Raw genomic sequence first — 25,416 nt, 5'->3', positions numbered from 1 at the left:
GGGGGCGCGCCCTGCTGCACGCGGCGGGCACCGCCCGAAGCCGGCGCGGGCAGGCGGTCCGGCCCCTTCCCTACCGGTCGGCGGGGATGGCGACCGCCTCCCGCAGGAGGCGGCGGGCGAGGACCACCCGGTCGGCGTCGTCGTCGAGGCCGGGCAGATCGCCGACCCGGGTCACCGTGCCGGTGAGCAGCGCGCGCAGCGCCGCTTCGCACTGGGCGGGCAGGGTGAGCGTACGGTCGAACAGCCGCAGCGCGACCGTGCCGTCCCCGGCCGGTTCGAGCTGCCAGCGCAGCCCCGGGCGGACGGCGAGCCGGGTGTCGGCATCGAGGGCGGCCAGCGCGGCGGCCTGGGCCAGCGGCCGGATCGGCGCGGGCCGGGCTGCCGGCCAGGCCCGGGCGCGCAGCCGCGCGGCGACGGTGGCCGGGTCGGCGCGCAGCAGCCAGTCCCGCAGCGCCTCGACGGTCTCGGTCAGCTCCGGCTCGATCGCGGACGGGTCGGTCACATCGGTGCCGAACGGCAGGCCGGCGCGCAGCCGGGCGTCGGAGGCGGCGAGGGCGAGCAACTCCTCGACGATGGCGTACCGGGTCAGCGCCCGGATGCCGACGGTCAGGTGCAGGGAGCTGGACTCCTGGGCCTGGGCGCTGTGCAGCCAGCCGCGCGGCAGGTAGAGCGCGTCGCCCGGTTCGAGCACCACGTCGAGCGCGGCGGGGCCCTGGGCGGTGGCGGAGACCTCGTCGGCCCGGCCGCCCCAGGGCTGGCGCTCCAGCGGGTCCGGCAGCACCGGGGGGTGGATCCGCCAGTGCTTGCGCCCGTCGACCTGGAGGACGAAGACGTCATGGGTGTCGTAGTGGGTGGCGAATCCCTGGCTGCCGGCCGGGGTCAGGTAGGCGTTGACCTGCAACGGCTGGGCGAGGGCGGTGCCGAGGTCCCGGGCGAAGTCGACCAGGGCGGGCCAGGTGCGGTGCAGCCCCTGGAGCACCAGGGTCGCGCCGGAGGCGTACAACTCCAGCACCCGCTCGTCGAGGACCTGGTCGCCGATCTCGGCGCCCGCGCCGCCGCCGCCGGTGTAACGCGCCGCCGGCACGAGCTGGCCGTCCTTGGCGATCCGCAGGAACGGGGTACGCAGGCCGCGGCGGCTGAGCAGCTCGTCGGCGTCGGCGGGGCTGAGCAGGTCGGTGAAGCCGTCGGAGTTGGGCAGCTCGGCGGCGCGGGAGAGCAGCGGCGCCCGGCCCCAGTGGGCGGCGGCGAACTTGCCCGGCTCGACGGCGATGCAGCGGGCGAGCGCCGGGGCGGCGGCGAAGCTGCCCGGCTCGACGTCGGTCCTGCCCGGCTCGACGTCGGTCCTGCCCGGCTCGACGTCGGCGCAGCGGCCGAGCTGCGGGGTGGCGGCGGACGGAACCGCCGGGCGGTGGCGGCCGCCCGGCGGGTCGATGATCTTCACGACGTTCCGTCAGGCCGTGCCGTCGGCGCCACCGTCGTGCTGACCCGGGGTCGCACCGCCGTCGGCCGGACCCTCAGCGCTGCCGTCCGCGCCACCGTCATGCTGACCCGGGGTCGCGCCACCGTCGGCCGGACCCTCAGCGCTGCCGTCCGCGCCACCGTCATGCTGACCCGGGGTCGCACCGCCGTCGGCCGGACCCTCCGGGCCGCCGCCGCCGGTCGTCTGGATGTCGTCGTCGTTGAGTGCCATTCGGTGCTCCCTCGGAAGTGCCGCCCCGCCGTGCGGCGGGGTCCGTCGTACAACCGGTGGTACCCCACGCACGATCTTCTCTAACCACACCGTAGACGGCGGGCCCCGTCGGCATGGCCGGTTCGCCCGGCCCGGCCGACGGGACCCGGGGACGTCAGCACGACGGGGCCGGTCGACCCGTCGGGTCGACCGGCCGGCGCGGGAGGTCAGGGGATCATCTGGCCCAGGTCCCGGGGCATAGCGGACTTGACGTCCTCCCACTCCCCCTGGGTCACGTGCCGGCGCAGGGTGTCCAGCACCACCTGGACCACACGCTCCGGGCCGCCCTTCACGTCGTACGGGAAGCCCTGGCGGACCTCGTAGAGGAAGTCGTCCCGGTTCAGCTTGATCGGCACGTCCTCCGGCCGCCACCCCTCGAAGTAGATGCCGCGCACCAGCACCGGGAGCTGCGCGGCGAACTCCGCGCTCTCCTGCACCGGCAGCCGGTCGCGCAGCAGGTGCAGCACCGTGCGCAGCGCCGCGTACGACTGGTTGCGTTGCGCCTTCGGCCAGCCGTACGCCGCCTCGATGTCCTTGAGGATCAGGTTGGTCTTGTCCAGCGAACTCTCGAACGCCGAGATCATCTGCTCAGCCATCTGCCCACCCCCGTAGGTCGGTGTGTCACCGTCGGTCGTCGTCGCGCGGCGGCGGGCCGGCTGGGCCCCGCCACTGCCGGGTCGGACTGATCAGACCGGGCCTCGGCACCACGCGGCGGGGGCCGCCGGCCGGCCCGACCACGTGCAGCACGCCGCCGCGCCGTCGATCCGGCACGTTCCGTACCGTCATCCCACGCACCCCCGTACCTGTTCGCCGTCGCGGCCGTCTCCCCCGACGGACCACGCACACCGCCATGCTGCGCCGCGCGAGGATGACCCCGCCTCACCCCCTCTGGGTGACTTCCTTAGGGGCACCCGGCCAGGAAGATCAGGGACCCGCCGGGGACGGGCCACCACCCATGGGTGACCCCAACTCCCTACGCTGTACGACGTGACACTCATCGCGACCGAGTCGCTGACCAAGACGTACGGGGGTGGGGTCACGGCGTTGGCCGACCTGACCGTCGCGGTCGAGCCGGGGATCATCGGGCTGGTCGGCGCGAACGGCGCCGGCAAGTCGACTCTGATCAAGATCCTGCTCGGCCTCCTCCCCCCGACCAGCGGCCGGGTCCGGGTGCTCGGCCTCGACCCGACCACCGACTCCGCCCAGGTCCGCGCCCGGGTCGGCTACATGCCCGAGCACGACGCCCTGCCACCGGACCTCTCCGCCGCGGAGCTGGTCACCCACCTCGGCCGGGTCAGCGGCCTGCCGCGTACGGTCGCCCGGGAGCGGGCCTCCGAGGCGCTGCGGCACGTCGGGCTCTACGAGGAGCGCTACCGCCCGGTCGGCGGCTACTCCACGGGCATGAAGCAGCGCGTCAAGCTCGCCCAGGCCCTCGTGCACGACCCCGACCTGCTGCTGCTCGACGAGCCGACCAACGGCCTCGACCCGGCCGGCCGGGACGCCATGCTGGCGCTGGTGCACCGCATCGGCACCGAGTTCGGCATCTCCGTGCTGGTCTGTTCGCACCTGCTGGGCGAGGTGGAACGGATCTGTGACACCCTCGTCGCCATCGACGGCGGACGGCTGCTGCGCGCCGACCACATCTCCGCCATGACCTCCGCCACCGACGTGCTCGCCGTCGAGGTCAGCGAGGGCATGGAGGAGTTGGCCGCGCGGCTGGCCGCGCTCGACCTGCCGGTCCGCCGGGACGGCCGGCTGCTGCTCGTCGAGCTCGTCGACGACGCCACCTACGACCTGATCCTCGGCGCGGTCGCCGAGCTGGACCTGCCGCTGCACCGGCTGGACCAGCGCCGGCACCGGGTGGCCGAACTCTTCGCCACGAGGGAGCCCAGCCATGCCTGAGCCGACCGGCGTCATCCACGACATCGGCTACCAGCGGTACACCGGCCCCCGGCTGGGCCGCCGGGCCGTCTTCGGCGCGCTCTACCTGCACGGCCTGCGGACGGCGTTCGGGCTGGGACGCAGCGCGAAGGCCAAGATCTTCCCCTGGCTGGTGGTCGGCATCGTCACGCTGGTCGCCGCCGCCGCCACCGCAGTGCGCAGCCAGATCGGCGAGGTGGTGATGACGTACGCCCAGTTCGCCGACAACATGAGCTGGCTGGTCATCTTCTTCGTCGCGGTGGTCGCGCCCGAGTTGGTCTCCCGTGACCTGCTCAGCGGGGTGCTGCCGCTCTACTTCTCCCGGCCGCTGCCACGCTCGGACTACCCGCTGGCCAAGCTGCTGGCGCTGGCGACCGCGCTCTGGTTACTGCTCGGCGGGCCGCAGCTCGTGATGTTCCTGGGCGCAGCCTTCACCGGCGGTGACGGCATGCGCGGGGTCTGGAACGAGCTGCTCGACCTGCTGCCGGGCCTGCTCTACGCCGGGCTGTGGGCGGTGGTCTTCGCCTCGGTCGGGCTGCTGGTCGCCTCCCTCACCGGCAAGCGGGCGTTCGCGGCCGGCGGGATCGTGGCCGTGTTCCTGATGACCACACCGATCGTCGGCGTCCTGTCGATCATGCCCTCCCAGGCGGTCAACGAGCTGGCCTTCCTCGCCTCGCCGTCGACGCTGGTGGGTGGCGTGGGCGCCTGGGCGCTCGGTGACCTGCTGGCGTCCGAGGGCCAGAGCGGGATACCGATCGGCGGCTTCGGCCCCGTCTACGCGGTCGCCGCCGTGCTGCTCGTGGCCGGCTGCGTCGCCCTGCTGCTGCTGCGATACCGGAAGGTGGCCGCCCGATGACCACGATCAGCGCCGACCAGGCGACGGGGACACCGACCGCCGTCACCAGCACCCTCGACCTCGCGGGCGTCTCCCGCTGGTACGGCAACGTGGTGGCGGTCAACGACGTCAGCATGAGCCTCGGCCCCGGGGTCACCGGCCTGCTCGGCCCGAACGGCGCCGGCAAGACGACCCTGCTGCACATGATGGCGGGCTTCCTGGCCCCGTCGCGCGGGGCGGTGAGCCTGGACGGCCGGCCCACCTGGCGCAACCCCGACGTCTACCGCCGGCTCGGCCTGGTCAGCGAGCGGGAGGCGGTGCACACCTTCCTCACCGCGTACGAGTTCGTGCTGGCCAGCGCGAAGCTGCACGGGCTGCCGGATCCAGCCGCGGCGGCCCGCCGGGCGATCGCCCTGGTCGAGATGGAAGGCGCGCAGGACCGCCGGATCGGCACCTACTCCAAGGGCATGCGGCAGCGCGCCCGGGTGGCCGCCGCGCTGGTGCACGAGCCGCAGGTGCTGCTGCTCGACGAGCCGTTCAACGGGATGGACCCGCGTCAGCGGCTGCACATGATGGAGCTGCTGCACCGCCTCGGCGACGCCGGCCGCACCATTCTGTTCAGCTCGCACATTCTGGAGGAGGTCGAGCAGGTCTCCGGCACCGTCCAGGTGATGGTCGCCGGCCGGCTGGCCGCCTCCGGTGACTTCCGCACCATCCGCCGGCTGATGACCAACCGGCCGCACGTCTTCACCGTGCACTCCACCGACGACCGGGCGCTCGCCGTGGCGTTGATGGCCGAGGCGTCGGTGACGGGTGTCGAGCTGGACCGCGCCGGGTTGACGGTGCGCGCCGGCGACTACGGCGCGTTCACCCGCGTCCTGCCGAAGATCGCTCTGCGGGAGGGCATCCGGGTGCGGCAACTGGTGCCCCAGGACGAGTCCCTGGAGAGCGTCTTCTCCTACCTGGTGGAGGCCTGAACCCATGTCTACCGTTTCCTGGATCACCCTGCGGGGGCTGTTCGGGCGTCGCCGGTTCCTCCTGCTGCTGCCGCTGCCCGCGGTGCTGGTGCTGTTGGCTGTGCTCTCCCGGTCGCTCGGGGTGGACCCGGGCGAGTGGGGCCCACCGGTGCTGGTCGGTCTCGGCCTGGCCGTGGTGCTCCCGGTCGTCGCCCTGATCGTCGGCACCGGCGTGCTGGGGGCCGAGATCGACGACGGCACCGTCGTGCACATCCTGACCAAGCCGCTGCCGCGCTGGCAGATCGTGCTGCCCAAGCTGGCGGTGGCCGCCTGCGTCACCGCGGTCACCGTCGCCGTCCCGCTCTGCGTCGCCGGCGTGCTGGCCGACTCCGTACGCCTCGGCCTGGCGCTCGCCGCCGCGTCGGCGGTCGGTGCGCTGGCGTACTCGGCGCTGTTCCTGGCGCTCAGCCTGCTCACCCGCCGGCCGGTGCTGCTCGGCCTGGTCTACGTGCTGATCTGGGAGGGGCTGCTCGGCAGCGTCGTCAGCGGCACCAGGGTGCTCTCCATCCAGCAGTACGTGATCGCCCTCGCCGACCGGATCGCCCCCACGGAGCTGTTGCAGGGCGACGTCTCGGTGCCGGTGGCGGCGGTGATGAGCGCGCTGATCAGCGTGGGCTTCACCGTGCTGGCGATCGACCGCCTCCGCTCGTTCAGCGTGGCCGGCGAGACGAGCTGACCTCGCACCCGACGATCGTCCGGGCGGCCCGGCCCGAGAGGGTGGGGCCGCCCGGATCGCTGTCAGCTCTTCGTGGACGCCCGACGATCAGGGACAGCCGCGACGGTTGCGCGGGCGAGAACCGGGGTGGGGGCGGCGGGCGGAGGTCGCGGTAGCGAGGTCGAGCAGGCGGCGGAGCCGGTACGACAGCACCAGTCCCTGGTTGAGGGTGAGCATCAGCTCACCGGGCTCCGCCCCGCCGACGGCGAGCACGAGCACCGGCTCCGCGCCGGACACGAGCGCCTGCGCCAACGCCACGTCGGCGTGGGCCTCTCCGGCGAAGGGGCCGACGGGCGACTCGGGCGACCGCGGGGTCAGCGGGAGTCGCGCCGAGCGGTGCCGTCGCCGAGCGGTGCAGCCGTCCCGGTCGCACCAGCGGGGATGGGCGTCGCCGGACGGATCGGCCAACCCGCCGGTCGGGTATCGGTAGATGTACCCGCAGGGTCGGCCCAGTTCGGGGACGTGCGGCACCGGATGGGCGGACCACCCGGCGGCCCCGGTCGTCGCGACGAACGCGGCCACGTGCTCGGCGCACGCGTACGCGGCGGCGTCGAGGCTGTCTCCCCCATACACCTCGATCCGGACGGTAGCCGGTTCCCCGCACCCGGGCAGCGACGGCAGAACACTCACAGGACGACCTCCCGAGGACGACAGGCGGCCAGACTCGAAGGCCGCAAGCCAAGTCATACTCCTCCATTAGGCGAATCTAATCAAGGTTACTTGGCCTAGATATCGCCAGGCCAGTTGGCCCAAGATCCACCGTGGGACGATTGTGATGTGGCGGACGACCTCGCGACGGCGGCCCGGGCCTACCAGCAGGGCCAGGCGACGATGTCCAGTGCGCAGGCCGAGGCGGAGCGGATGGTGACCGAGGCGCGCGGCGAGATCGTCGCAGCGCGGTCCCGGCTGGCGGAGGCCATCATCGAGGCGGCCCGCAGCGGCATGCGTCAGGTGGACATCGTCCGGGCCACCGGCTACACCCGTGAGCGAATCAGGCAGATCCTCCGCGCCGGCGGCGTCGAGGCGGACTGAGGCCGATCGCCCTCCATGTCGCCGACGTGGGGTGGTCCGGGATGGGTGAAGGCGCGATGTCGCCGACATCGAGTCGATCAAGGGCCAAGCCCTCCAACCACCCGAAAGCTCCTCAGGCGTCCAGGAGGGACTGGATGCGCTGGCCGTTGCGCTGGGCGTGGTCCCGGTAGCAGTTGTTCATGAGGACGTGGGTCTCGGCCGCCTGGTCGGCCAGCTTCCGCAGCCTCGGCGCCCACTCCTTCAGCTCCCGGTCGGAGTAGTCGTACCCGAACTTCTCGTGGATGTCCTTGCTGGTCCACTTGTCGCTGTGGCCGTGGAAGCGGACCACCGCCAGGTCGGCTGTCGCCTCCAGCACCGGCGGCACCGACGAGCGGTGCCCCTGCGGCATGTCCACGCAGACGTACGCCAGCTCGTGCTCGCGCAGGAAGCCCAGCGTCTCGTCGCGGTTGGCCCCGTCGAACCAGGACTCGTGCCGGAACTCGAACACGGGTCGCAGCGGCGCGCACCGGCGGGCCACCTCCAGCAGGTACTGCTTGTTGTCCCGCTTGATGGTGAACCAGGGCGGGAACTGGAACAGCAGCGCGCCCAGCCGGCCCGCCTCGACCAGTGGGTCGAGGGCGGACAGGAACCGGGTCCACACCTCCTCGTACGCCTGCGCGGGCAGGTCGCCGGGGTAGACGTTGCGCTTGTCGGTGTCGGGCCGCAGGTCCTTGTAGAGCGCGGAGACCCGGGTGGGGTGGCCGGTGAGCAGGCTGAACGCCTTGACGTTGAAGGTGAACCCGGCCGGGGTGCGCTCTGCCCACAGCCGGGCCGTGCGCTCGGCCGGTGGCGAGTAGTAGGTGGCGTCGACCTCGACCAGCGGGAACTTCTTCGCGTAGTACGCCAGCCGCTTCTCCGGGGTGTCCGCCGTCTGCGGGTACCACCCGGAGTCGAGCAGGGTCCGGTCGGTCCAGGACGCGGTGCCCACCTTGATCTCACCCACGGTCGGGGTTCACCGCGTCCACCCACACCCGACCGGCGTCCGGAGGCCGCACGCTCAGGCGGCCCGCCGCTCCCGGGTCTGCTTGCACCCCACACAGGAGGTGGCGGACGGGTAGATCTCCAGCCGCTCCACGGGGATCGGCACCGTGCAGCCCTCGCAGAACCCGTACGTGCCCTCGTCTAGCCTGGTCAGGGCGTGCTCGAACTGGGCCCGGCGGTCGAGGATGGTGCGCAGCAGCGACTGCGCGGTGTCCCGCTCGGCCGTCTTGGTGCCGCTGTCGGCCTGGTCGTCGCCGGCGGTGTCACCGACCTCCACCAGCCGCAGCACCTGGCTCTGGAGCATCGCCTGCTCGTACTCCGCGGAGAGCTCGTCGTAGCGTGCCCGCAGGGACGCCCGGATCTGATCAGCGTCCGCCTGGGATCGGGCGGTGGCTACCGTGTCGTGGACGAGCATCGCTGCCTGCCTTTCGTGTGGCCTGGTGCTCCGGGAGGATGTCCCGAACCCCGCTTGCATACGCGCGAGAGATCACCCGCGCCCTGTGAGCCGGGCGATTACCCCGTCCGCCGGGCCGTCAAACCGGCGAATTCTCCGGCCCTGGGCGCGCGTCCCGGCCTTCCGCGCCGGCGTTGCTTCGACCACCGGGTCCGGTTCCCACCGTCAGTCGGGGAACACCGGCTCCACCAGGGCGGGGTGGCGGGGGTCGTCGACGCGGACCACGATGTCGGCGAAGCCGGCCGGGGCGACCTCCTCGGCGTACCGGGCGAAGGCCGGCAGGGTCCAGCGCAGCGCGGGGTCGGTGCGCCGGGCCAGCGCGGCCGGGGAGATCTCCAGGTGCACGGCGAGGTCGACGGGCAGCCCGCCGCCGAGCAGCAGCGCGCCGCTGAGCAGCACGATCCCGTCGGGCGGCAGCGTGACGTACCCGGCCCGGCTGGCCCGGTCGGCGTGGGCGTCCCAGAGCGAGGGCAGCATCCGCCCGGAGCCGCCCGGTCCGGCCGGGTCGAGGACCTCCCGGCGCAGTCCCGGCTCGTCGACCCAGCTCTCGTAGTACGCGTCGGGGTTGGTCCGGCCGAACTCCAGCCGGACCGACGCGGGCCGCAGGAAGTCCTCGGCCCGCACGTGCAACACCGGCCGGCCGAGCGCGCGCAGCGGGGCGATCAGCGCGTCGGCCAACGCGTCGGGGGCCGCCGCCTGGGCGCCGTCCACGGCGACCCGGAGCCGGCCCGGCGCCTCGGCGGCGACGAGCCGTTCGGTCAGCTCGGTGACGAGCCGCTCGGGGGAGATGGGTCGTACCCGCATCCGACCATGGTGCCCGGTCGCGTGACGCGCGGCCGGGCGGGTCAGGCGCTGCGGTCGATGGTGACCCGGGCGTCGTCGGCGAGCCGGTAGCCGACGCCGTAGACGGTGGTGACCAGCGGCACGTCGACCCCGACCTTGCCGCGCAGCCGGCGCACGTGCACGTCGACGGTGCGTACCCCGGCGTGCTCGTAGCCCCAGACCGCGTTGAGCAGTTGCAGCCGGGTGAACACGCGGCGCGGGTGGGCGACCAGGTGCAGCAGGAGGTCGAACTCCAGCCGGGTCAGGGGCAGCGGCTCGCCCTCGCGCAGCACCGACCGGGACGACGCCAGGATGTGCAGCGCCGGGACGATCGAGGCCAGCGGGCGGGACGGCGACCGCCCACCGGGTGCCTGGTCCGGCCTGCGCTCCGGCGCGGGGCCGGTGGAGACGACGGCCTCGCCCAGTTCGAGCATCTCCCGGGCCGCGTCGAGCAGCTGCCGGGCCGCCGGGGTCAGCGTCTCCTCGGCGGCCAGCGGGATGTGGAGGGTCACGGTGAGCACGGGCGTCGTGGTGTTCGCGGGGCGGCGCTGACCGCCGGGGGGACGACCGGGGACCGCAGGCTGGGACGTATGCCATCCGGCGCGCGACGAGGCGGGGCTGACCGACATGGTCCTCCTTGGCTGGTCCGGGTGTATCCCACGGCCCGGGACGCCGCTGCATCGATGCTTCCCGGCGCCCGGGTGAGGGTCAAGGGGCGGCTGCGTTGCATGGATGTGACAATTGACGAACACATCGGAGCCGGATGCTCGCTCTGCGTACGAGGTTTGATGATTACAGCAGAGTCATCACGATGACGGGATACGGGGGTACCCGCCGGGTCCGCATTGCCGTTTCGGCGGCCGGGACGCCCGGCAGCACGTCGTCTCCGTCCGACACGCGGACGCGGCGCACCCCGTTGCGGGGCACGCCGCGCGCGCCCGTCGCGGGACAGCGGGATGGCGGACAGCGGGGCGGCGGGGGCGGCTCAGCGGTGGGGGTCGACGCGGACCCGGGCCTCGTCGGCGAGCCGGTAGCCGACGCCGTAGACGGTGGTGACCAGGGGCATGGTGTCGCCGAGCTTGGCGCGCAGCCGGCGCACGTGCACGTCGACGGTGCGGGCCACGGCGTGCTCGTAGCCCCAGACGCTGCTGAGCAGCTGGAGGCGGGTGAAGACCCGGCGGGGGTGCACGGCCAGGAAGTGCAGCAGGTCGAACTCGATGCGGGTCAGCGGGATCATCCGCGAGCCCTGCCGCACCACCCGGGACGCGGCCAGGATGCGTACCTCGTCCGGGTCCTCCGGCGGCGGGGGGACGGTGAAGGGCCGCGCCCCGGCCGATACGCCGTCCGGTGCCAGCCCGGCCTGCGCGGGACGACCGTGCTCCACCGGGGCCCCCGGCTCCACCACCACCCGACGGTGTTCCGACGGGCCGGGCAGCAGGGTGCCCTCCCCCGACTCGGCCAGCTCCCGCAGCAGCTCGACGAGCCGGGCGAGTCGGGGCGTCAACTGCCCGGGGGTGAGCTCGACGGTGACGGTCAGCGTCGGCGCGGACCGGAGGTGGGTCGGCGGGAGCCGATCGGCCCGCCCCGTCGGGGCGCGATCGGATCGGCCCTGCGGGGCGCGGTCGGCGCGCCCCGACGGGTGGGGGCGCGGGGAGATGGCGACGACGGACATGGTGCCTCCTGGGATGGCGATGCCGTCCGCCGCGCCCGGTGGGGCGCGGCGGTCAGAAGTGCGCTCGGCCGGCGGTAACCGGCGACGCGACGGACGGGGAACGGAGCGGGGGCGTGGGGCCGAGGGTGGGCAGACCGGCGATCCGCCAGGCGGCGAAGCCGCCGATCACGTCGGTGGCGCGGTGCAGTCCGATGTCCTGGAGCGCGGCGGCGGCGAGCGAGGAGGTGTAGCCCTCCTGGCAGAGAACCACCACCGGCAGGTCGTAGCCGGCGGCCTGGGGCAGTCGCGCCGGACAGCGGGGGTCGAAGCGCCACTCCAGCACGTTGCGCTCGACCGCGAGAGAGCCGGGCACGGTGCCGTGCGCGGCGCGCTGCGCGGCCGGCCGGATGTCGACCAGCAGCGCGCCGCCGCGGTACGCCACGTGGGCCTGCTCCGGGTCGAGTCGGCGCAGTCGGGACCGGGCCTCGGCGAGGATCTCGTCGATGCCCCGGGAGCCGGGGGGCGGCACGGGGGCGGGACAGTCCTGGGCGTGGTGGTGCGACATTTCTCGGTCCTTCCAGGGACGGCGGGCGGTCGTCCGCCCGATCGGGGTCAATCGGGATCTCACCAGGCGACGCCGGCCTCGGCGACCTCCGCCACCCGCAGCCGCCCGTCGTCGAGCCGGTAGCGGGTCATCCGGGTCAGCGCGGGCCGGTAGACGTGCACGCTGACCGCCGGCTGGTCGCCGCGGTTGGTCACCACGTGCACGTGCCGGGCACCGAACCGTCGGCCGGCCCCGGCCGCGAGGCGGTGGGGGCGCAGCCGTCCGCCGCTGACCGTCTCCTCGGTGAGGACACCGTCGACGACCAGGAACGCCCCGGAGGACCCGCCGTGGTCGTGCAGGTCGGTGCCCTGGCCGGGTAGCCAGCTCAGCGCCCACACCTCGTGGTCGGCGGCGACGGCGAGCCGGGCGTACCACCGCTCGTCGGGGTCGAAGTGCAGCGGGACCGGCCAGCCGGCCGGGTCGGCGGCGTACCGGGCGGCGACAGCGAGCAGGTCGGGCTCGGGACGGCGGCTGGTGACCATGGTGGGACCTCACGGGGAATCGGTGACGCGTGCCCCGACAGCATAGGATGCAAACCCTATAGGTTTAGTAGGTAATACCGCATGCTGGGACACCGGTTTCGCGCTGCGCCCGGCGGGGTCGCGCCGGCTCGGCCAGCTATCAGGCCGCCCGCCGCCCCCGCCGACTAACCTGGACGGATGAGCGACGACCTGGACGCGGAGACCCTCGCCTTCGCCCACCGCATGTTCGACCTCGCCCGAGACGGGGCCACCGAGGAGCTGAGCGGGAACGTCGACGCCGGACTGCCGGTCAACATGACCAACGACAAGGGCGACACGCTGCTGATTCTGGCCGCGTACCACAACCACCCCGACACCGTGGCGGCCCTGCTGGCCCGCGGCGCCGACCACGCCCGGGTCAACGACCGGGGCCAGACCGCGCTGGCCGCCGCGGTGTTCCGGAGGAACCCCGACACGGTCCGCGCGCTGCTGGCCGCCGGCGCCGATCCCGAGCACGGCGGCCCGTCCGCGCTGGACACCGCACGCTTCTTCGACCTGCCGGAGATGCTCGACCTGCTCACCGCCCGCTGACCCCGGGACGGTCCCGGGCGGGGTATACAGGGTCGGTGGAAGATCCCGTACCCGAACAGATGCGCACGGCCTGCGCCGCGCTGCTCGGCGCGCTCGACGAGGCGGGGCGGGCCCGCGCCGCGTACCCCTTCGACGACGCCGCCCGACGACGGCTGGAGTACCGGCCCCGGCCGCGACCGGGGGTCTGCCTGGCCGACCTGGACCGCGCCGGCCGCAAGGCCGCACACCGGCTGCTGGCCACCGGACTCAGCCCGGCGGCGTACGCGCAGGCGATGGCCGTCGTCGCGTTGGAGGAGGTGCTGGACCGGGCCGAGGGCTGGCGGCGCGGGCGGCACAGCGGCGACTACTGGGTGGCGGTCTTCGGCGACCCGGCCCGCGACGACCGGTGGGCGTGGCGGTTCGAGGGGCACCACCTGTCGGTGAGCATGACCGTGGTCGACGACCAGGTCTCCCCCGCCCCGGTGTTCCTGGGCGCGAACCCGGCCACCGTCCGGCACGCCGGGCATCCGGTGTCCCGGCCGCTCGGCGTCGAGGAGGACCTGGCCCGTGCCCTGCTCGACGCGATCGGTCCGGCAGGACGGTCGGCCGCGATCGTCGCCGACGAGGCACCCGCCGACATCATCAGCGCCACCCGACCGGACGCGCCGGGGGCGATCACGCCGCTCGGGGTGCCGGCCGACCGGCTCGGTCCCACCGGCCGGGCCATGCTCGACCAACTCGTCGCCGTGTACCTCGACCGGCTGCCGCCGGAACTCGCCGTGCCGGAGGCCGGCCGGCTCACCGACGGCCCGCTGCACTTCGCCTGGGCCGGCCCGACCCGGCCGGGCCAGCGCCACTACTACCGGGTGCAGGGCGACGACCTGCTGATCGAGTACGACAACACGAGCGACGACGGCAACCACGCGCACACCGTGCTGCGCCGCCCGGCCAGCGATTTCGGCGCGGACGTGCTCGCCGCGCACCACGCGGAGGCACACCGCTGACCGGATGACCGGGCCCCGGCCCGAGGCCGCCGACCCCGCTCAGACGGTCAGCACGGTGGCCCGACGGCACGCATGCCCGCCCCCACGGCGCCCGACGGCGCTCGACAGCTCGATGGCTCGATGGCGCTTGGGCATCGAAGGCCGCAGTTGGTGCCGGCGGTCGCGCGGCCCGGCTGGGCGGGGCGGACGTCGGGCGCACGGACAGGCGGGCGACGGGCCTGCGGGCAGGCAGGCGGCGGGCGGCGGGCGGCGGGCGGGCGCCGTGGAGGGTCTCGTGGGCGGGGACGCCCAACAGTCCCTATGGAGCTGCCCCGTCTGCGCTACCGGGTCGGCGGTAGCACGAACGGGGCAGCTCCATAGGGGCCAACGGAGACACTGGGCGGCCGGCCGGTGGCGGCACGATCGAGCATCGGCGGACAAGAAACAGTGGCAGGCCCGGGGTGTGACGGCACAACCGGGCGGTGGCAGTAGAACGGGCGATGACAGCAGGACTGGCGGTGCCGGGCGAACAGAAAAGGGCGGTGGGACGGACGGGGACGGGGCGGGGGCGGGGGCGGGGGCGGAGCGGAGGCGGGGAAACGGGCGGGGGCGTCAGGCGGGCCGGACCGCCTCGATCAGGAACCGCCGGGCGTGGGCGACGAACGGGCCCTCACGCTCGATCCGGTCGTGCAGGCGGGCGAGCTGCGGGCGGTACCGCGCGACGGTGAACCCTGGCACCGTCCAGACCACCTTGCGCAGAAAGTAGGTCACCGCGGCGATGTCGTGGAACACCGTGCGCAGGGTCGCCTCGCGCAGGTCCAGCACGGTCAGCCCGGCAGCCTCCGCGGCGGCCACAGCCTGCTCGGGCAACTGGCGCACGGGCGGGGGCAGCGGGCCGAGCAGGGCCTCGCTCAACTCCCGTACGGTGCCACCACGGATCTGCTGGGACAGGAACGTCCCGCCCGGCCGCAGCACCCGGGCGACCTCGTCCCAGCGGGTGCTCACCGGGTGGCGGCTGACCACCAGGTCCAGCGTGGCGTCCCGCACCGGCAGCTCGCCGCTCCCGGCGACCCACAGGACCGTCGCGCCGACCGGGCCCAACGTGTGCCGGGACACCTCGACGTTGGGCGGCCACGCCTCGGTGGCCAGCAGCACCCGGGGCGGGTGCGGCACCTCGGCGAGCACCTCGCCACCGCCGGTGTCCACATCCAGCGCCGCGTCGGCCCGCGCCATCCGGTCGGCGACCAGCCGGGCGTAGCCCCAGGGCGGCCGTTCCTCGCAGGCACGGTCGTTCAGCCAGGAGAAGTCCCAGCCCCGTACGGGCACGGCCGCGCCCTCGGCCAGCAGTTGCTCGAAGGTCCCTCGCCCGTTCATCCCGCCAGCCTGGCCGCCCGCCGGCCGGTGGAGCAACCCGATTCGCCCCGGCCGGCGCCACCCGACCGCGCCACCGGCGGCCGGCACCCGACAGCGGCCGGCACCCGACAGCGGCCGGCACCCGACGGCGGCCGGCACCCGACGGGGCTCAGGCGCGGGGGCGGACGATCTCCACGGTCGGGCCGGCCACTCCGCCCAGCGCGTCGAGGGTGTCCGCCTCGGCGCGGGATGACTCGAACTGGCGCATCAGGCGGGCGCCGAGCCACACGCCGACCCCGCCCACGCCGAGCGCGACCAGTTCGGCGGCGAGCATCGCGCCGGTCGCGCCGCGCTGCGGCGAGTGCGACCGGACCAGGCAGGTCAGCAGGAACAACCCGGCCATCGTGACGTTGACCAGGTTGAACGTAATCTTGGTGCGGTGGGTCCGGCCGCCGGTGGCGTCCCACAGGTCGACCATGCCGGCCACGGTGGACAGTCCGGCGGCGACCAGCGCGGCGACCGACGTCCAGTAGCCGACCTCCCCGAGGAACGCCGGGCCCCCGGCCACGTCGGCCAGGTCGAAGACCGTGGCGCTGACGAACAGCCCGAACGGGAACGTCACCAGCATCGGTTGGATCGGGTGCCCGTGTACTCGCAGCCGGCTCTCCATCGTGGTCTCCCCTGGTCGTCTCAGCTCACCGTCGTCTCAGCTCACCGGTTCCAGGGTGCTACCCCCGGAAGGCGGGAGGGAAACGACGGGCCGACCGGGGCGGGACGCACATCGGACACCGCGGGGCCCGCTGACCGCCGTCGAGCGGACCGGTGGTGGGTCAGTTCTCCCGGGGGCGGGAGACCGTGGTCACGAGGCGCTCGGCGACCTCCCGCACCGGGATGCCCAGTGACAGCGCGGCGCTGCGCAGCACCTGGAGCGCCTCCGGGGCGGGGCAGCCCCGCTGGGTCATGATCACTCCGGTGGCCTGCCCGACCACCCCTTCGGCGAGTTGCGCGGCGTCCAGCGCGTGGGCCTGGGCGGCCCGCCGCTCCCGGTCCCGCACGGCCGCGAGCAGCAGCCCGGCGTGCTCGGCGAGCAGCATCGCGGTGAGCTGGTGCCGGGTGGTCAGCACCGCCGACGCCGAGGCGTACAGGTTGATCGCGCCGATGACCTGCTCGTCGACGTCGACGGGAGCGGAGATCACCCCGCGTACCCCGAGGTCGCGGGCCTGGGCCGTCCAGGCCGGCCAGCGGGACTCCCGGACCAGGTCCTCCGAGAGGATCATCTCGCGGCGGTGGATGGCGCTCATCGCCGGCGAGTCGGGGCCGGGGCGCAGGTCGTCCAGGCCGGCCAGGGCCGGGTCTGAGGCGGCCACCCCCGCCGGCTCCCCGGCCCGCAGGGCGGTGAAGCCACACCAGGTGACCCCGGCGACAGCGGCGCGGGCGATCCGGACCAGACGGGTCAGCGCCTCGTCGAAATCGGTCACGACGATGAGACCGGCGGTCAGCTCCCGCAGCAGCGCCGCGGTCTCCAGGACGCTCAGGGTCTCGGTGCCAGCTGCCTGCGTCTCCAGGTTCACCGGGCCCTCGCCCCCGTCGCGGGGCCGGCCGGTGACCGGCGCCGCGCGCCGATCTTCGGCTGTGTCATCGTCTGCTCTCTCCCGATTAGTCCGGCCCGGGCTACTACCCTCGCCGCCCCGGGTCGAAACGGCCGAAAAGCGGCCTACTTTCCTGGTCAAGCCGGGAGGGAGACCGGATCACCGCAGCCGGGACGGCTCCCCCGAGCGGGGGAGCCGTCCGACGGCGGTCAGCGCGGGGCGGAGCTGAGCCGCCGGCCCACCGACGCGATGAGCCGGTCCAGCTCCGAGCCGAACGGGTTGTCGTGGACGAGGTACGTCCAGGTGGCGCTGGGGCGGACCAGGGTCGACTCGTCCGGCTCCCAGTCGTCGTCGAAATCGGTCTCGGTGAAGGTGTCGATGGTTCGGGTCTCGATCTCCGGGACCAGCGCGTTGAACGCCGGCACCGCCGCCCGGTGGAACTCGTCGAGCGGATCGAGCCGGCCCAGAGCGCGCAGGTGCACGCCCTCGCGCACCTCCGACAGCTCGGCCAGGTGCTCGGCCCACAGCCGGTCGAGGTGGTAGAGGGCGATCGACCGGGCCACCCGGGCGAGCAGGTCCTCGTCCATCTCCTCGGCCTTCTCCGGCACCCGCTCCAGCAGCATCAGCGCGGCGATGTCGCTGGTCAGCAGGCGCTCCCGCCGCTCGGCGAGGGCCTTACGCTGCTGCTCGATGACCACGCTGTAGCGCCAGGTGTTGCGGTGGATCTCGTGGTTGACGCCCTCGGCCACCCGCTGGGCGTGCTCCACCGCGTAGTCGACCTGCGGGTCGGTGACCAGTCCGTCGGCGTTCATCCGGGGCGAGGCCGGCACGGCGTCACCGGCGTGCCGGACCACCAGATCGTCCTCGAGGCTGACGCAGAAGACCGAGCCGCCCGGGTCGCCCTGCCGGCCGGCCCGGCCGCGCAGCTGGTCGTCGACGCGGCGGCTGTCGTGCCGGCCGCCGCCGATCACGTAGAGGCCGCCCAGCTCGGCCACGCGGTCCCGGTCGGCCTGGTCGCTGCCGCCGAGCCGGATGTCGACGCCCCGGCCGGCCATCTGGGTGGAGACGGTGACCGCGCCGTACGCGCCGGCCTCGGCGATGATCGCCGCCTCCTCGTCGTCGTTCTTGGCGTTGAGCACCACGCAGGGCACCCCGGCGGCCTCCAGCCCGGCGGCGAGCTGCTCGGACTCCTTGACGTCGAGGGTGCCGACCAGCACCGGCCGGCCCTTGTCGTGGCAGCGCTTGATCTCGTCGACCAGCGCCTCCTCCTTCTCGGCCCGGGTGGCGTAGATCCGGTCCGGCTCGTCCTCGCGGACGCAGGGGGTGTTCGGCGGGATCACCGCCACCTCCAAGCCGAAGAACTCGCGCAGCTGGTCGCCGACCAGCACTGCCGTGGCCGTCATGCCGCACAGCTTCGGGTAGAGCGCGATGTACGCCTGCACGGCGATGGTGCCCAGCACCTCGCCCTCGGCGGTGGCGTCCAGGCCTTCCTTCGCCTCGACCGCCGCCTGGAGGCCGTCGGGCCAGCGGCGGCGCTGCGCGACCCGGCCGCGCATCTCGTCGATCAGCTCCACCGAGCCGTCCCGGACGATGTAGTCGACGTCGCGGTGCAGCAGGGCGTGTGCGTGCAGCGCCACGTTGACCGCGGAGAGCTGCCCGACGTGCTCGGAGTCGTACAGATCGATGCCGCCCAGCTTGGCCTCGACGGCGGCCAGGCCGACGGAGGTGAAGGCGACGCTGCGGCCGTCCTCGGCCACCGTGTAGTGCCTGCCCTTGCGCAGGCCGCGGATCAACGCTGCGGCGGTGTGCACCGGGTCCTGCTCTCCGCCGACCGCGCCCGCGAGGACCATCGGCACCCGGGCCTCGTCGATCAGGATCGAGTCGGCCTCGTCGACGATGGCCGTGGCCAGCGGCGGCTGGACCCGGTCGTCGATGTCGGTGACGAGCTGGTCGCGCAGGTAGTCGAAGCCGGCCTCGCTGACCGAGACGTAGGTGACGTCGCGGGCGTACGCGTCGCGCCGCTCCTGCGGGGTGGACGCCTCGTTGACCCAGCCGACGGTCAGCCCGAGCAGGGCGTAGACCGGCTCCATCCACTGGGCGTCGCGGCGGGCCAGGTAGTCGTTGACGGTGAGCACGTGCACCGGGCCGTTGCCGAGCCGGACGTGCCCGTACGCGGCGATCGTGGCGGTGAGGGTCTTGCCCTCACCGGTGGCCATCTCGGCGACCTTGCCCGAGAGCAGGGCCATCGCGCCGAGCAGCTGCACGTCGTACGGCCGCTGGTCAAGCCCTCGCCGGGCGGCCTCCCGGCCGACGGCGCAGATCTCCTCGTACCCGGTGGCGATACCGGCGGCCTCGGTGAGATCGGCGTCGGTCAGCGCCGACAGCTCCTCCTCGCGGGCCTCGATGGCCGGCAGCAGCTTCTCCAGCGGTCCCAGATCGACCGTGGTGCCGGGCCGCTGGAGGAACCGCCGGAACCTGCTCTTGAACCGTTGCGACACGCCCATGAGCCGCAACGGTACGCGACCCGGGCCGGCTTTCGTGGCCCGGCCGGGCCACGGCGGGGCGAGGCGCCCGCCACGGCCCGCCACGATCAGCCGGCCAGCACCACCTGAAGCTCCTGGCGGCGGCGCTCGGCCAGGTCGGTGAGCAGCGAAGGGGCCTGCTCGAACGGCACCACCGCCGACACCAGATGCTTGCGGATCGCGTCGCCGTACGCCCGCAGCAGCTCGATCGTCTCGGCCGAGAGCCGCTCCCGGTCCCAGGTCGGGGCGAGCCCGCGCGGCACCCGCCCGATCTGGGCGCAGCGCAGCGACAGCCCGTTGTGGTGGAACTCCTCGCCGAACCGGACGGCGTCGGCGCCGGCCTGGTAGAAGGCCAGGTCGATCACGGTGCCCTGGGGGCGCAGCAGGCGCAACGCGAGCTGCAACGCCCACGCCTGGCCCCGGCACTGGAAGACCACGTCGGCACCCCGGTCACCGGCGGCGTGGTTCCACCGGGTCTTGAGCACCACCGCCGGGTCGTCGGCGTCCGGGTCGAGGGTCTCCAGGCCGAGCGCCTCGGCGACTGCCCGGCGCTGCGGGGTCGGGTCGAGCACGACCACCGACGCCGCGCCGTGCCGCTTCGCGAACAGGGCGGTGAGCAGGGCCACCACCCCGCTGCCGACCACCGCGACCCGGCGCCCGCGCACCCCGTCGCCGAGCGACCGGACGTCGGTGCCGCAGAGGTCGGCGGCGGCGTGCAGCACCCCGTTGGCGCAGATCGGGCCCATGTGCGCGACGTACACGCCGAGCAGCGGGTCGAGGTCGTCGGGCAGCGGGACGAACCGCTCGGCGACCGGGTCGGCGACGTACCCGGTGCGGTGGCCGTAGGTCATCGCACCGACGGTGCCCACGGCGACCGCCGGGGTTCGGCTCTCCACCACCCGCCCCACCTGCATGTAGCCCAGCCGGTCGACCGGGTACGGGGTGCTGGCCTCCCCGGGCTGGAACAGCCCGAGGCCGGCGTTCCAGGTGACGTTGAGGTACGGGTTGGTGCCCTTGACGAAGCTCAGCTCGGTGCCGGCGGACACCCCGCTGTACAGCGTCTCCACCCGGAACGTGCCGTCCCGCAGCTCACCGGCGTCCTGCTCGACCAGCTCGACCTTTCCGGGGCCGCTGACCACCACCACCCGGTCACGCATCGACGCCCACCCCCGCCGGGGCCGCCGCGGTGGCCGTCCGGGGCGTCGCGGCCGGGCCGGTGGGCAGCGCCACCGGCCGGCCGGTGGCCGCCGACTCGGCGACCGCGAGGGCCAGTCGCTGGGTGCCGAGCGCCTCGGCGTACGGGACCCGGACGTCGTCGCCGACGCCGCGTACCGCGTCGACGAAGGCCCGGTCGACGGCGGTCCGCGCGCCGTCGGGGTCGGCGGGCAGGTGCCGCTCGCCGTCGGCGTCGCGGATCGTCAGGCCGTCCTCGGCCAGCGACAGGGCCAGCCCGTCAGCGAGGATCTCCAGCCCGGCCCGGTGCTTCCAGCCGAGCACGCAGGAGGCGGCGAGGGTGCCCACCGCCCCGTCGGCGAAGCGCAGGGCGGCCGTGGTCACCGAGTCGATGTCGGCCCCGTCGACCGGTGGCGGGGTGCCGTCGCCGTACGCGGTGACCTCGGCGACCTCGCCGACCAGCGCGCGCATCAGGTCCAGCACGTGCGCGGCCTGCTCGACGACCGGGCCGCCGGAGCGGTCCCGGCGGGCCCACCAGTCCACCGGCGGCACCTTGTCCAGCCAGGCCCCGCTGACCATCCGCACCGGCCGGCCGGCGAGCAACTCGCGGGCCTCGTCCACCACGTGCAGGTACCGCCAGTGGTGGCCGACCCCGGTGAGCAGCCCGCGTCGGGCCACCAGGTCGGCGATCCGCTCGGCGGTGTCCAGGTCCACCGAGACGGGTTTCTCCACGAACATCGGCACCCCGGCGGCGACGATCGCCTCCTCCACCGGGCCGTGCGCGAACGGCGGCACGCAGACGTACACCGCGTCCGGGCCGGCCGCGAGCAGTTCGTCCACGTCGGCGAACGTCGCGGCGCCGTGCGCGTCGGCCAACTCGGCCGCCGCGCTGCGCGTCACGTCGGTCACGCCGAGAATCTCCACGTCCTCGAAGCCGCCCAACACCCGGGCGTGGCGCTGCGCCACCCCGCCGGCCCCGACCAGTCCCACCCGGCACACGCGCATCGACAAACCCTCTCACCACGGTTTCACGTATCGCGTAGAGCACTCCCCCCGTGGCGGCGCAACCAAACGTTCATTGCTGTGAAACGGCCTGGTGCGCGGCCCGTGATCAAGCTGTTAGGGATGATTCGGTTAGCGCGTGGGTGGTTTTGGGAAATCACCATATTGCGTTTTCCGCAAGCGATCTTGGGGGGTGTGTCTGTGCGGGATACTGAATCGAGCGTCTCACCGGTGGTGGAGGCGTGGGCGACATACCGGACCACCTCGGCGACCGAGTGGACGCCGCGGCGCCTGATGCGCGCCAAGGGCGACAGCCGGGTCAGCGTGGTGCTGCCGGCGCACAACGAGGAGACGACGGTCGGCGCGATCGTGTCGACCATCCGCGAGCACCTGATGGACCGGGTGGCCCTGGTCGACGAGCTGATCGTGGTCGACTCCCGGTCGACCGACCGGACCGCGCAGGTGGCCCGGGCGGCCGGCGCGGAGGTGGTCGGCCAGGACGAGATGACCCTGGGCCTGCCCCGGCTGACCGGAAAGGGCGACGCGCTCTGGGCGGGCCTGGCCGCCGCCGAGGGGGACGTGGTCGCGTTCGTCGACGCCGACCTGCGCGAGTTCCGCCCGCACTTCGTCACGGGCCTGCTCGGCCCGCTGCTGACCGACCCGTCGGTGGAGTTCGTCAAGGGCTTCTACCACCGGCCGCTGGTCGGCGCGACCAGCGTGGAGGCCGATGGTGGGGGCCGGGTCACCGAGCTGATGGCCCGACCGCTGCTCAACCTGTTCTGGCCGGAGTTGGCCGGCTTCGTCCAGCCCCTCGCCGGCGAGTACGCCGGCCGGCGCGACGTGCTGGAGCGGGTGCCGTTCGTCTCCGGGTACGGGGTCGAGACGGCGATGCTGATCGACCTGCTGGACCTCGTCGGGTTGGACGCGCTGGCCCAGGTGGACCTGGGCGAGCGCAAGCACCGCCACCAGGACACGGCGGCACTGGGCCGGATGTCGGCACAGATCATGCTGACCGCGTGGTCCCGGTTGCAGCGACGCGGCTGGGCCAGCCCGGACACCGTGCCGGTGGCCCTGCTCACCCAGTTCCGCCGGGGCGGTTCCGACGCGCTGCCCAACCTGGAGCGGGAGATCGTGGTCAGCGACGTCTCGGTCGAGGAGCGGCCCCCGTTGGCGGAGTTGCGCCACCGGCTGCCGCGTCGACGGGTGGCGGCGTGAGGGTGTGCTCGCGGGGCGGCCGTGCCGCTCGGGGTGGCATGGCGTGACCACGCCCGCTGCGGGGCACGTAGATGGCACACAGCGGTCGGCCGACGGGGGCCCCGCCGAGGGAAGGAACGCAGCATGAGCCTGACCGTCCTGATGAACGCCGGGCCCTGGCTGTCCGTGCCGCCGCCCGGCTACGGGGGCATCGAGAACATCATCGCCACCCTGGTGCCGGAGCTGCGCAGGCTCGGCGTGCGGGTGGTCCTCGCCTCCGTCGACAGCAGCACCCTGCCGGTGGACGAGAAGATCTCCGTCTTCCCCGACGGCCAGTTCGAGGCCCTCCAGCGGCCGTACAACCAGGTGTGCGGCATCGCCCAGGCGCACCTGGGCGGGGTGGTGCGGGCGCTGCACACCCGCGACGACATCGACCTGGTCCACGACCACGTGGAGGCGGTCGGCCTGGCGACCCTCGCCGCCATGGGCCCGGACGCCCCGCCGGCCCTGCACACCCTGCACTGGGACCTGGCCAAGCATCCGGCCCTCTACGGCAACCTCGACGGCGGCGACCGGGTCCGGGTCAACGGGGTGTCCGCCTCACAGCTCGCCCGTGCCCCCCGGGCGCTGCGCGACCACTCGGTCGGCCATGTGCACCTGTCCACCCCGCTCGCGGTCGACGCGGACCGGCGCCCCCGGCCGGACAAGGGCGACTACCTGATCATTCTGGGCCGGATCAACCCCGGCAAGGGCCAGGACGTCGGCGCCCGACTCGCCCAGCGCGTCGGCGTGCCGCTGGTGCTCGCCGGCCCGGTCGGGCCGTACCACCGGCCGGAGGACCTGGCCGCGGCCGGTGACGAGGCCCGGCAGAACCCGGACGTGCGGTTCTTCTACGACGAGGTGGCCCCGCACGTCGACGGCGACCTCGTCCGTTGGGTCGGCACCGTCGCCGGGCAGGAGCGCGACGACCTGCTGGCCGGCGCCCGCGCCTCGCTGTTCCCGCTGCGCTGGGAGGAGCCCGGCGGCACGGCGGTGGTCGAGTCGCTGGCCCTGGGCACCCCGGTGGTGGCGACCACCCGGGGCTGCCTGCCGGAGCTGATCGAGCACGGCCGTACCGGCCTGCTCACCACCGACGAGGAGGAACTGGCGGACCTGGTCCTGGCCGCGGGCGCGCTGGACGCCAACGAGTGCCGGCGGGAGGCTGCGACGCGGTTCACCCCGACGGTCATGGCGCAGCGCTACGTCGGGCTGTACGAGCAGGTCCGCCGGGGCGCCACCGCACGCCGCCTGCAACCCGCCTGACATCGGTGGCAGGGCCCCTGCCGGTACGCGGAACGGCAGGGGCCCCGCGCATCCCCCGCCCGGCGGCCGGTTTGCGGACGACGGCAGCGGGAACGCGCGCCGCGAGACTTCCCTACCCGGTGAGGAGATCGCGGTGACCGGTCCGATGGCCCATTCGCGGGCCCGACGCAACCCCGCTGACGGCCGCGCCCTCGTGCGTCGTGTCGCGGCCACCGTCGGCGTGGTGTTCCTGGTGATCGGGGTGCTCGGATTCATCCCCGGGGTCACCACGTACTACAGCGACCTGCGTTTCGCCGGGCACGACTCGGAGGCGAAACTGTTCGGGCTGTTCCAGGTGTCGGTCCTGCACAACATCGTGCACCTGCTGTTCGGGGTCGCGGGCCTGGCGCTGGCGCGCACGGTCTCCGGGGCGCGCACGTTCCTCGTCGGCGGCGGGGCCATCTACCTCGTGCTGTGGCTGTACGGCCTCGTGGTCGACCATTCCAGCGGGGCCAACTTCATCCCCGTCAACGGTGCCGACAACTGGCTGCACCTGTTCCTCGGCGTCGGGATGATCGCGCTGGGCGTGCTCACCACCCGCCGCCCGAGTCGCCACTGACGGGAGCCGGCCCCGTTTCACCCCGTCCCGTGCCGGGTACCTGCGAATCACCCCCGATACGGACGGAAGCGAGGACCGCGCATGTCGAGCCGGATCACCTGCGAGGTCCGCGACGAGTCGCCGGTGACCGTCGTACGGCTCAGCGGCGCGCTCGACCTGGGCACCATGCGCCCGGTGCACCACGTCCTGGAACGGTGCCTCGCCGACCAGCCCGACGCGCTGGTGGTCGACCTCGGCTCCGTCGACGTGCGCGACCAGTTGGCGCTGTCGGTGTTCGCCGCCGCCGCCCGGCGGGCCGCCGACTGGCCGGCCGTGCCGTTCGTGCTCTGTGCCGCGCCGCCCGACGCGGCGAGCTGGCTGGCTGAGTCGACCGTGGGCCGGGTGGTGCCGGTACGCCGGGACTGCGCCGAGGCCACCCGGACGGCGGGGGCCGCCGCCGCGCCCCGGCTGCGCGCCCGGCTGGAGCCGGTCGCGGGGGCCTGCCGGCGGGCCCGGGAGCTGGTCGCCGACGCCTGCGGGCGGTGGAACCTGCCGGAGCTGGTCGGCCCCGCCTCGGTGGTGCTCAGCGAACTGGTCGGCAACGTCGTGCGGCACGCCGGCACCCCGATGCAGGTGACGCTCACGCTGCGCCGGTCGTACCTGCAGGTCGCCGTGGCCGACGGCAGCAGCGGGGCGATCCGCCCGAGCATGGGCACCGACCTGCGCGCCGAGGGGGGCCGAGGGCTGCTGCTGGTCCGCGAGCTGGCCCAGCGGTGGGGCAGCTCGCCGGTCGGGGACGGCAAGGTCGTCTGGGCGCTGCTGCCCGCCACCTGAGCCGCTCACCCCGAATTGACCGAAATTACCGCTCTCACCTGGTTACATGATGGGTGGG

The 25,416-nt window shown here is 74.0% G+C and carries 28 protein-coding genes; 11 read left to right on the top strand and 17 right to left on the bottom strand.

From position 1 onward, the window contains the following. Positions 1–70 precede the first annotated feature (70 nt). From ACH4T9_RS14135 to ACH4T9_RS14125, 3 genes are all read right to left on the bottom strand, one after another. A complete protein-coding gene (locus tag ACH4T9_RS14135) occupies positions 71–1,441 on the bottom strand; it encodes a cupin domain-containing protein (protein ID WP_396672987.1) in 1,371 nt (456 codons plus the stop codon). A 9-nt stretch (positions 1,442–1,450) separates the two neighbouring features. Continuing rightward, positions 1,451–1,690 carry a hypothetical protein gene (locus tag ACH4T9_RS14130; RefSeq protein WP_396672988.1) on the bottom strand — a complete coding sequence of 80 codons (240 nt, stop codon included), beginning with the start codon at positions 1,688–1,690 and terminating at the stop codon, positions 1,451–1,453. 206 nt (positions 1,691–1,896) lie between these two features. Further along, positions 1,897–2,325, bottom strand: coding sequence for a DUF2267 domain-containing protein (locus ACH4T9_RS14125; RefSeq protein ID WP_396672989.1), 429 nt, complete (start codon positions 2,323–2,325; stop codon positions 1,897–1,899). Between the two features lie 391 nt (positions 2,326–2,716). On the opposite strand from ACH4T9_RS14125, the gene ACH4T9_RS14120 reads away from it, so the two are divergent. Genes ACH4T9_RS14120 through ACH4T9_RS14105 form a run of 4 tightly spaced genes read left to right on the top strand, consistent with a single transcriptional unit; the run spans position 2,717 to position 6,176 of the window. Continuing rightward, positions 2,717–3,631, top strand: coding sequence for an ABC transporter ATP-binding protein (locus tag ACH4T9_RS14120; protein WP_396672990.1), 915 nt, complete (start codon positions 2,717–2,719; stop codon positions 3,629–3,631). After that, positions 3,624–4,505, top strand: a complete 882-nt coding sequence (locus ACH4T9_RS14115) for an ABC transporter permease (RefSeq protein ID WP_396672991.1) — start codon at positions 3,624–3,626, stop codon at positions 4,503–4,505. Before ACH4T9_RS14120 ends, ACH4T9_RS14115 begins: the two co-directional genes overlap by 8 nt. Next, positions 4,502–5,461, top strand: a complete 960-nt coding sequence (locus tag ACH4T9_RS14110) for an ABC transporter ATP-binding protein (RefSeq protein ID WP_396672992.1) — start codon at positions 4,502–4,504, stop codon at positions 5,459–5,461. Before ACH4T9_RS14115 ends, ACH4T9_RS14110 begins: the two co-directional genes overlap by 4 nt. 4 nt (positions 5,462–5,465) lie before the next feature. Next, the gene (locus ACH4T9_RS14105) at positions 5,466–6,176 is read left to right on the top strand and encodes an ABC transporter permease subunit (protein WP_396672993.1); all 711 of its coding nucleotides are present in this window, start codon (positions 5,466–5,468) and stop codon (positions 6,174–6,176) included. Positions 6,177–6,263: 87 nt separating this feature from the next. Here the strand turns inward: ACH4T9_RS14105 and ACH4T9_RS14100 are convergent, their stop codons facing one another. Continuing rightward, entirely contained in the window at positions 6,264–6,788 is a 525-nt protein-coding gene (locus tag ACH4T9_RS14100; RefSeq protein ID WP_396672994.1) for a hypothetical protein, read from the bottom strand. Positions 6,789–6,992: 204 nt separating this feature from the next. Between ACH4T9_RS14100 and ACH4T9_RS14095 the strand changes: the two genes are divergently transcribed. Next, positions 6,993–7,247 (top strand): hypothetical protein, encoded by a 255-nt coding sequence (locus ACH4T9_RS14095; protein WP_396672995.1) that lies wholly within the window; start codon positions 6,993–6,995, stop codon positions 7,245–7,247. A 112-nt stretch (positions 7,248–7,359) separates the two neighbouring features. Here ACH4T9_RS14095 and ACH4T9_RS14090 read toward each other — a convergent pair whose 3' ends face one another. From ACH4T9_RS14090 to ACH4T9_RS14060, 7 genes are all read right to left on the bottom strand, one after another. Then, entirely contained in the window at positions 7,360–8,229 is an 870-nt protein-coding gene (locus ACH4T9_RS14090) for a DUF72 domain-containing protein (protein WP_396672996.1), read from the bottom strand. A gap of 54 nt (positions 8,230–8,283) precedes the next feature. Next, on the bottom strand, positions 8,284–8,682 hold the full coding sequence (locus ACH4T9_RS14085) for a TraR/DksA C4-type zinc finger protein (RefSeq protein WP_350883044.1): 399 nt from the start codon (positions 8,680–8,682) through the stop codon (positions 8,284–8,286). Positions 8,683–8,886: 204 nt separating this feature from the next. Then, positions 8,887–9,525 carry a uridine kinase gene (locus ACH4T9_RS14080; protein ID WP_396672997.1) on the bottom strand — a complete coding sequence of 213 codons (639 nt, stop codon included), beginning with the start codon at positions 9,523–9,525 and terminating at the stop codon, positions 8,887–8,889. Positions 9,526–9,566: 41 nt separating this feature from the next. Further along, a complete protein-coding gene (locus ACH4T9_RS14075) occupies positions 9,567–10,172 on the bottom strand; it encodes a winged helix-turn-helix domain-containing protein (RefSeq protein WP_396672998.1) in 606 nt (201 codons plus the stop codon). A 356-nt stretch (positions 10,173–10,528) separates the two neighbouring features. Next, the gene (locus tag ACH4T9_RS14070) at positions 10,529–11,215 is read right to left on the bottom strand and encodes a winged helix-turn-helix domain-containing protein (RefSeq protein ID WP_396672999.1); all 687 of its coding nucleotides are present in this window, start codon (positions 11,213–11,215) and stop codon (positions 10,529–10,531) included. Positions 11,216–11,267: 52 nt separating this feature from the next. After that, entirely contained in the window at positions 11,268–11,759 is a 492-nt protein-coding gene (locus ACH4T9_RS14065) for a rhodanese-like domain-containing protein (protein ID WP_396673000.1), read from the bottom strand. A gap of 59 nt (positions 11,760–11,818) precedes the next feature. After that, positions 11,819–12,280 carry a cysteine dioxygenase gene (locus ACH4T9_RS14060; protein ID WP_396673001.1) on the bottom strand — a complete coding sequence of 154 codons (462 nt, stop codon included), beginning with the start codon at positions 12,278–12,280 and terminating at the stop codon, positions 11,819–11,821. A gap of 177 nt (positions 12,281–12,457) precedes the next feature. Here ACH4T9_RS14060 and ACH4T9_RS14055 point away from each other — a divergent pair, with 177 nt between their 5' ends. Together ACH4T9_RS14055 and ACH4T9_RS14050 are read left to right on the top strand one after the other, a co-directional pair. Continuing rightward, positions 12,458–12,850, top strand: coding sequence for an ankyrin repeat domain-containing protein (locus tag ACH4T9_RS14055; protein ID WP_396673002.1), 393 nt, complete (start codon positions 12,458–12,460; stop codon positions 12,848–12,850). Between the two features lie 59 nt (positions 12,851–12,909). Continuing rightward, complete coding sequence (locus ACH4T9_RS14050) at positions 12,910–13,833, top strand: DUF3500 domain-containing protein (RefSeq protein ID WP_396673065.1); 924 nt, start codon at positions 12,910–12,912, stop codon at positions 13,831–13,833. Between the two features lie 591 nt (positions 13,834–14,424). On the opposite strand, the gene ACH4T9_RS14045 is transcribed toward ACH4T9_RS14050, so the two are convergent. The 6 genes from ACH4T9_RS14045 to ACH4T9_RS14020 all read right to left on the bottom strand — a co-directional run bounded on the left by ACH4T9_RS14045 (position 14,425) and on the right by ACH4T9_RS14020 (position 21,454). After that, positions 14,425–15,186 (bottom strand): methyltransferase domain-containing protein, encoded by a 762-nt coding sequence (locus tag ACH4T9_RS14045; RefSeq protein WP_396673003.1) that lies wholly within the window; start codon positions 15,184–15,186, stop codon positions 14,425–14,427. Between the two features lie 148 nt (positions 15,187–15,334). Next, the gene (locus ACH4T9_RS14040) at positions 15,335–15,835 is read right to left on the bottom strand and encodes a DUF2231 domain-containing protein (RefSeq protein WP_396673004.1); all 501 of its coding nucleotides are present in this window, start codon (positions 15,833–15,835) and stop codon (positions 15,335–15,337) included. A gap of 160 nt (positions 15,836–15,995) precedes the next feature. Then, the gene (locus ACH4T9_RS14035) at positions 15,996–16,736 is read right to left on the bottom strand and encodes an ANTAR domain-containing protein (protein WP_396673005.1); all 741 of its coding nucleotides are present in this window, start codon (positions 16,734–16,736) and stop codon (positions 15,996–15,998) included. A 227-nt stretch (positions 16,737–16,963) separates the two neighbouring features. Continuing rightward, positions 16,964–19,258 carry an accessory Sec system translocase SecA2 gene (gene secA2, locus ACH4T9_RS14030; protein WP_396673006.1) on the bottom strand — a complete coding sequence of 765 codons (2,295 nt, stop codon included), beginning with the start codon at positions 19,256–19,258 and terminating at the stop codon, positions 16,964–16,966. An 86-nt stretch (positions 19,259–19,344) separates the two neighbouring features. Further along, positions 19,345–20,433, bottom strand: coding sequence for a zinc-binding dehydrogenase (locus ACH4T9_RS14025; RefSeq protein WP_396673007.1), 1,089 nt, complete (start codon positions 20,431–20,433; stop codon positions 19,345–19,347). Then, positions 20,426–21,454, bottom strand: a complete 1,029-nt coding sequence (locus ACH4T9_RS14020; protein ID WP_396673008.1) for a Gfo/Idh/MocA family protein — start codon at positions 21,452–21,454, stop codon at positions 20,426–20,428. Before ACH4T9_RS14020 ends, ACH4T9_RS14025 begins: the two co-directional genes overlap by 8 nt. Positions 21,455–21,685: 231 nt before the next feature. On the opposite strand from ACH4T9_RS14020, the gene ACH4T9_RS14015 reads away from it, so the two are divergent. From ACH4T9_RS14015 to ACH4T9_RS14000, 4 genes are all read left to right on the top strand, one after another. Continuing rightward, complete coding sequence (locus ACH4T9_RS14015; RefSeq protein WP_396673066.1) at positions 21,686–22,666, top strand: glucosyl-3-phosphoglycerate synthase; 981 nt, start codon at positions 21,686–21,688, stop codon at positions 22,664–22,666. Between the two features lie 123 nt (positions 22,667–22,789). Next, the gene (locus tag ACH4T9_RS14010) at positions 22,790–23,947 is read left to right on the top strand and encodes a glycosyltransferase (protein WP_396673009.1); all 1,158 of its coding nucleotides are present in this window, start codon (positions 22,790–22,792) and stop codon (positions 23,945–23,947) included. 145 nt (positions 23,948–24,092) lie between these two features. Then, complete coding sequence (locus ACH4T9_RS14005) at positions 24,093–24,545, top strand: DUF4383 domain-containing protein (protein WP_396673067.1); 453 nt, start codon at positions 24,093–24,095, stop codon at positions 24,543–24,545. A gap of 81 nt (positions 24,546–24,626) precedes the next feature. Further along, positions 24,627–25,358 (top strand): ATP-binding protein, encoded by a 732-nt coding sequence (locus ACH4T9_RS14000; RefSeq protein WP_396673010.1) that lies wholly within the window; start codon positions 24,627–24,629, stop codon positions 25,356–25,358. The last annotated feature ends 58 nt before the right edge of the window (positions 25,359–25,416 follow it).

Origin of the sequence: Micromonospora sp. NPDC020750, assembly GCF_044334565.1 — a bacterium.
Taxonomy (GTDB): domain Bacteria; phylum Actinomycetota; class Actinomycetes; order Mycobacteriales; family Micromonosporaceae; genus Micromonospora.
The sequence above is the reverse complement of the archived record's forward strand: the minus strand, read 5'-3'. Positions and strand labels throughout refer to the sequence as shown.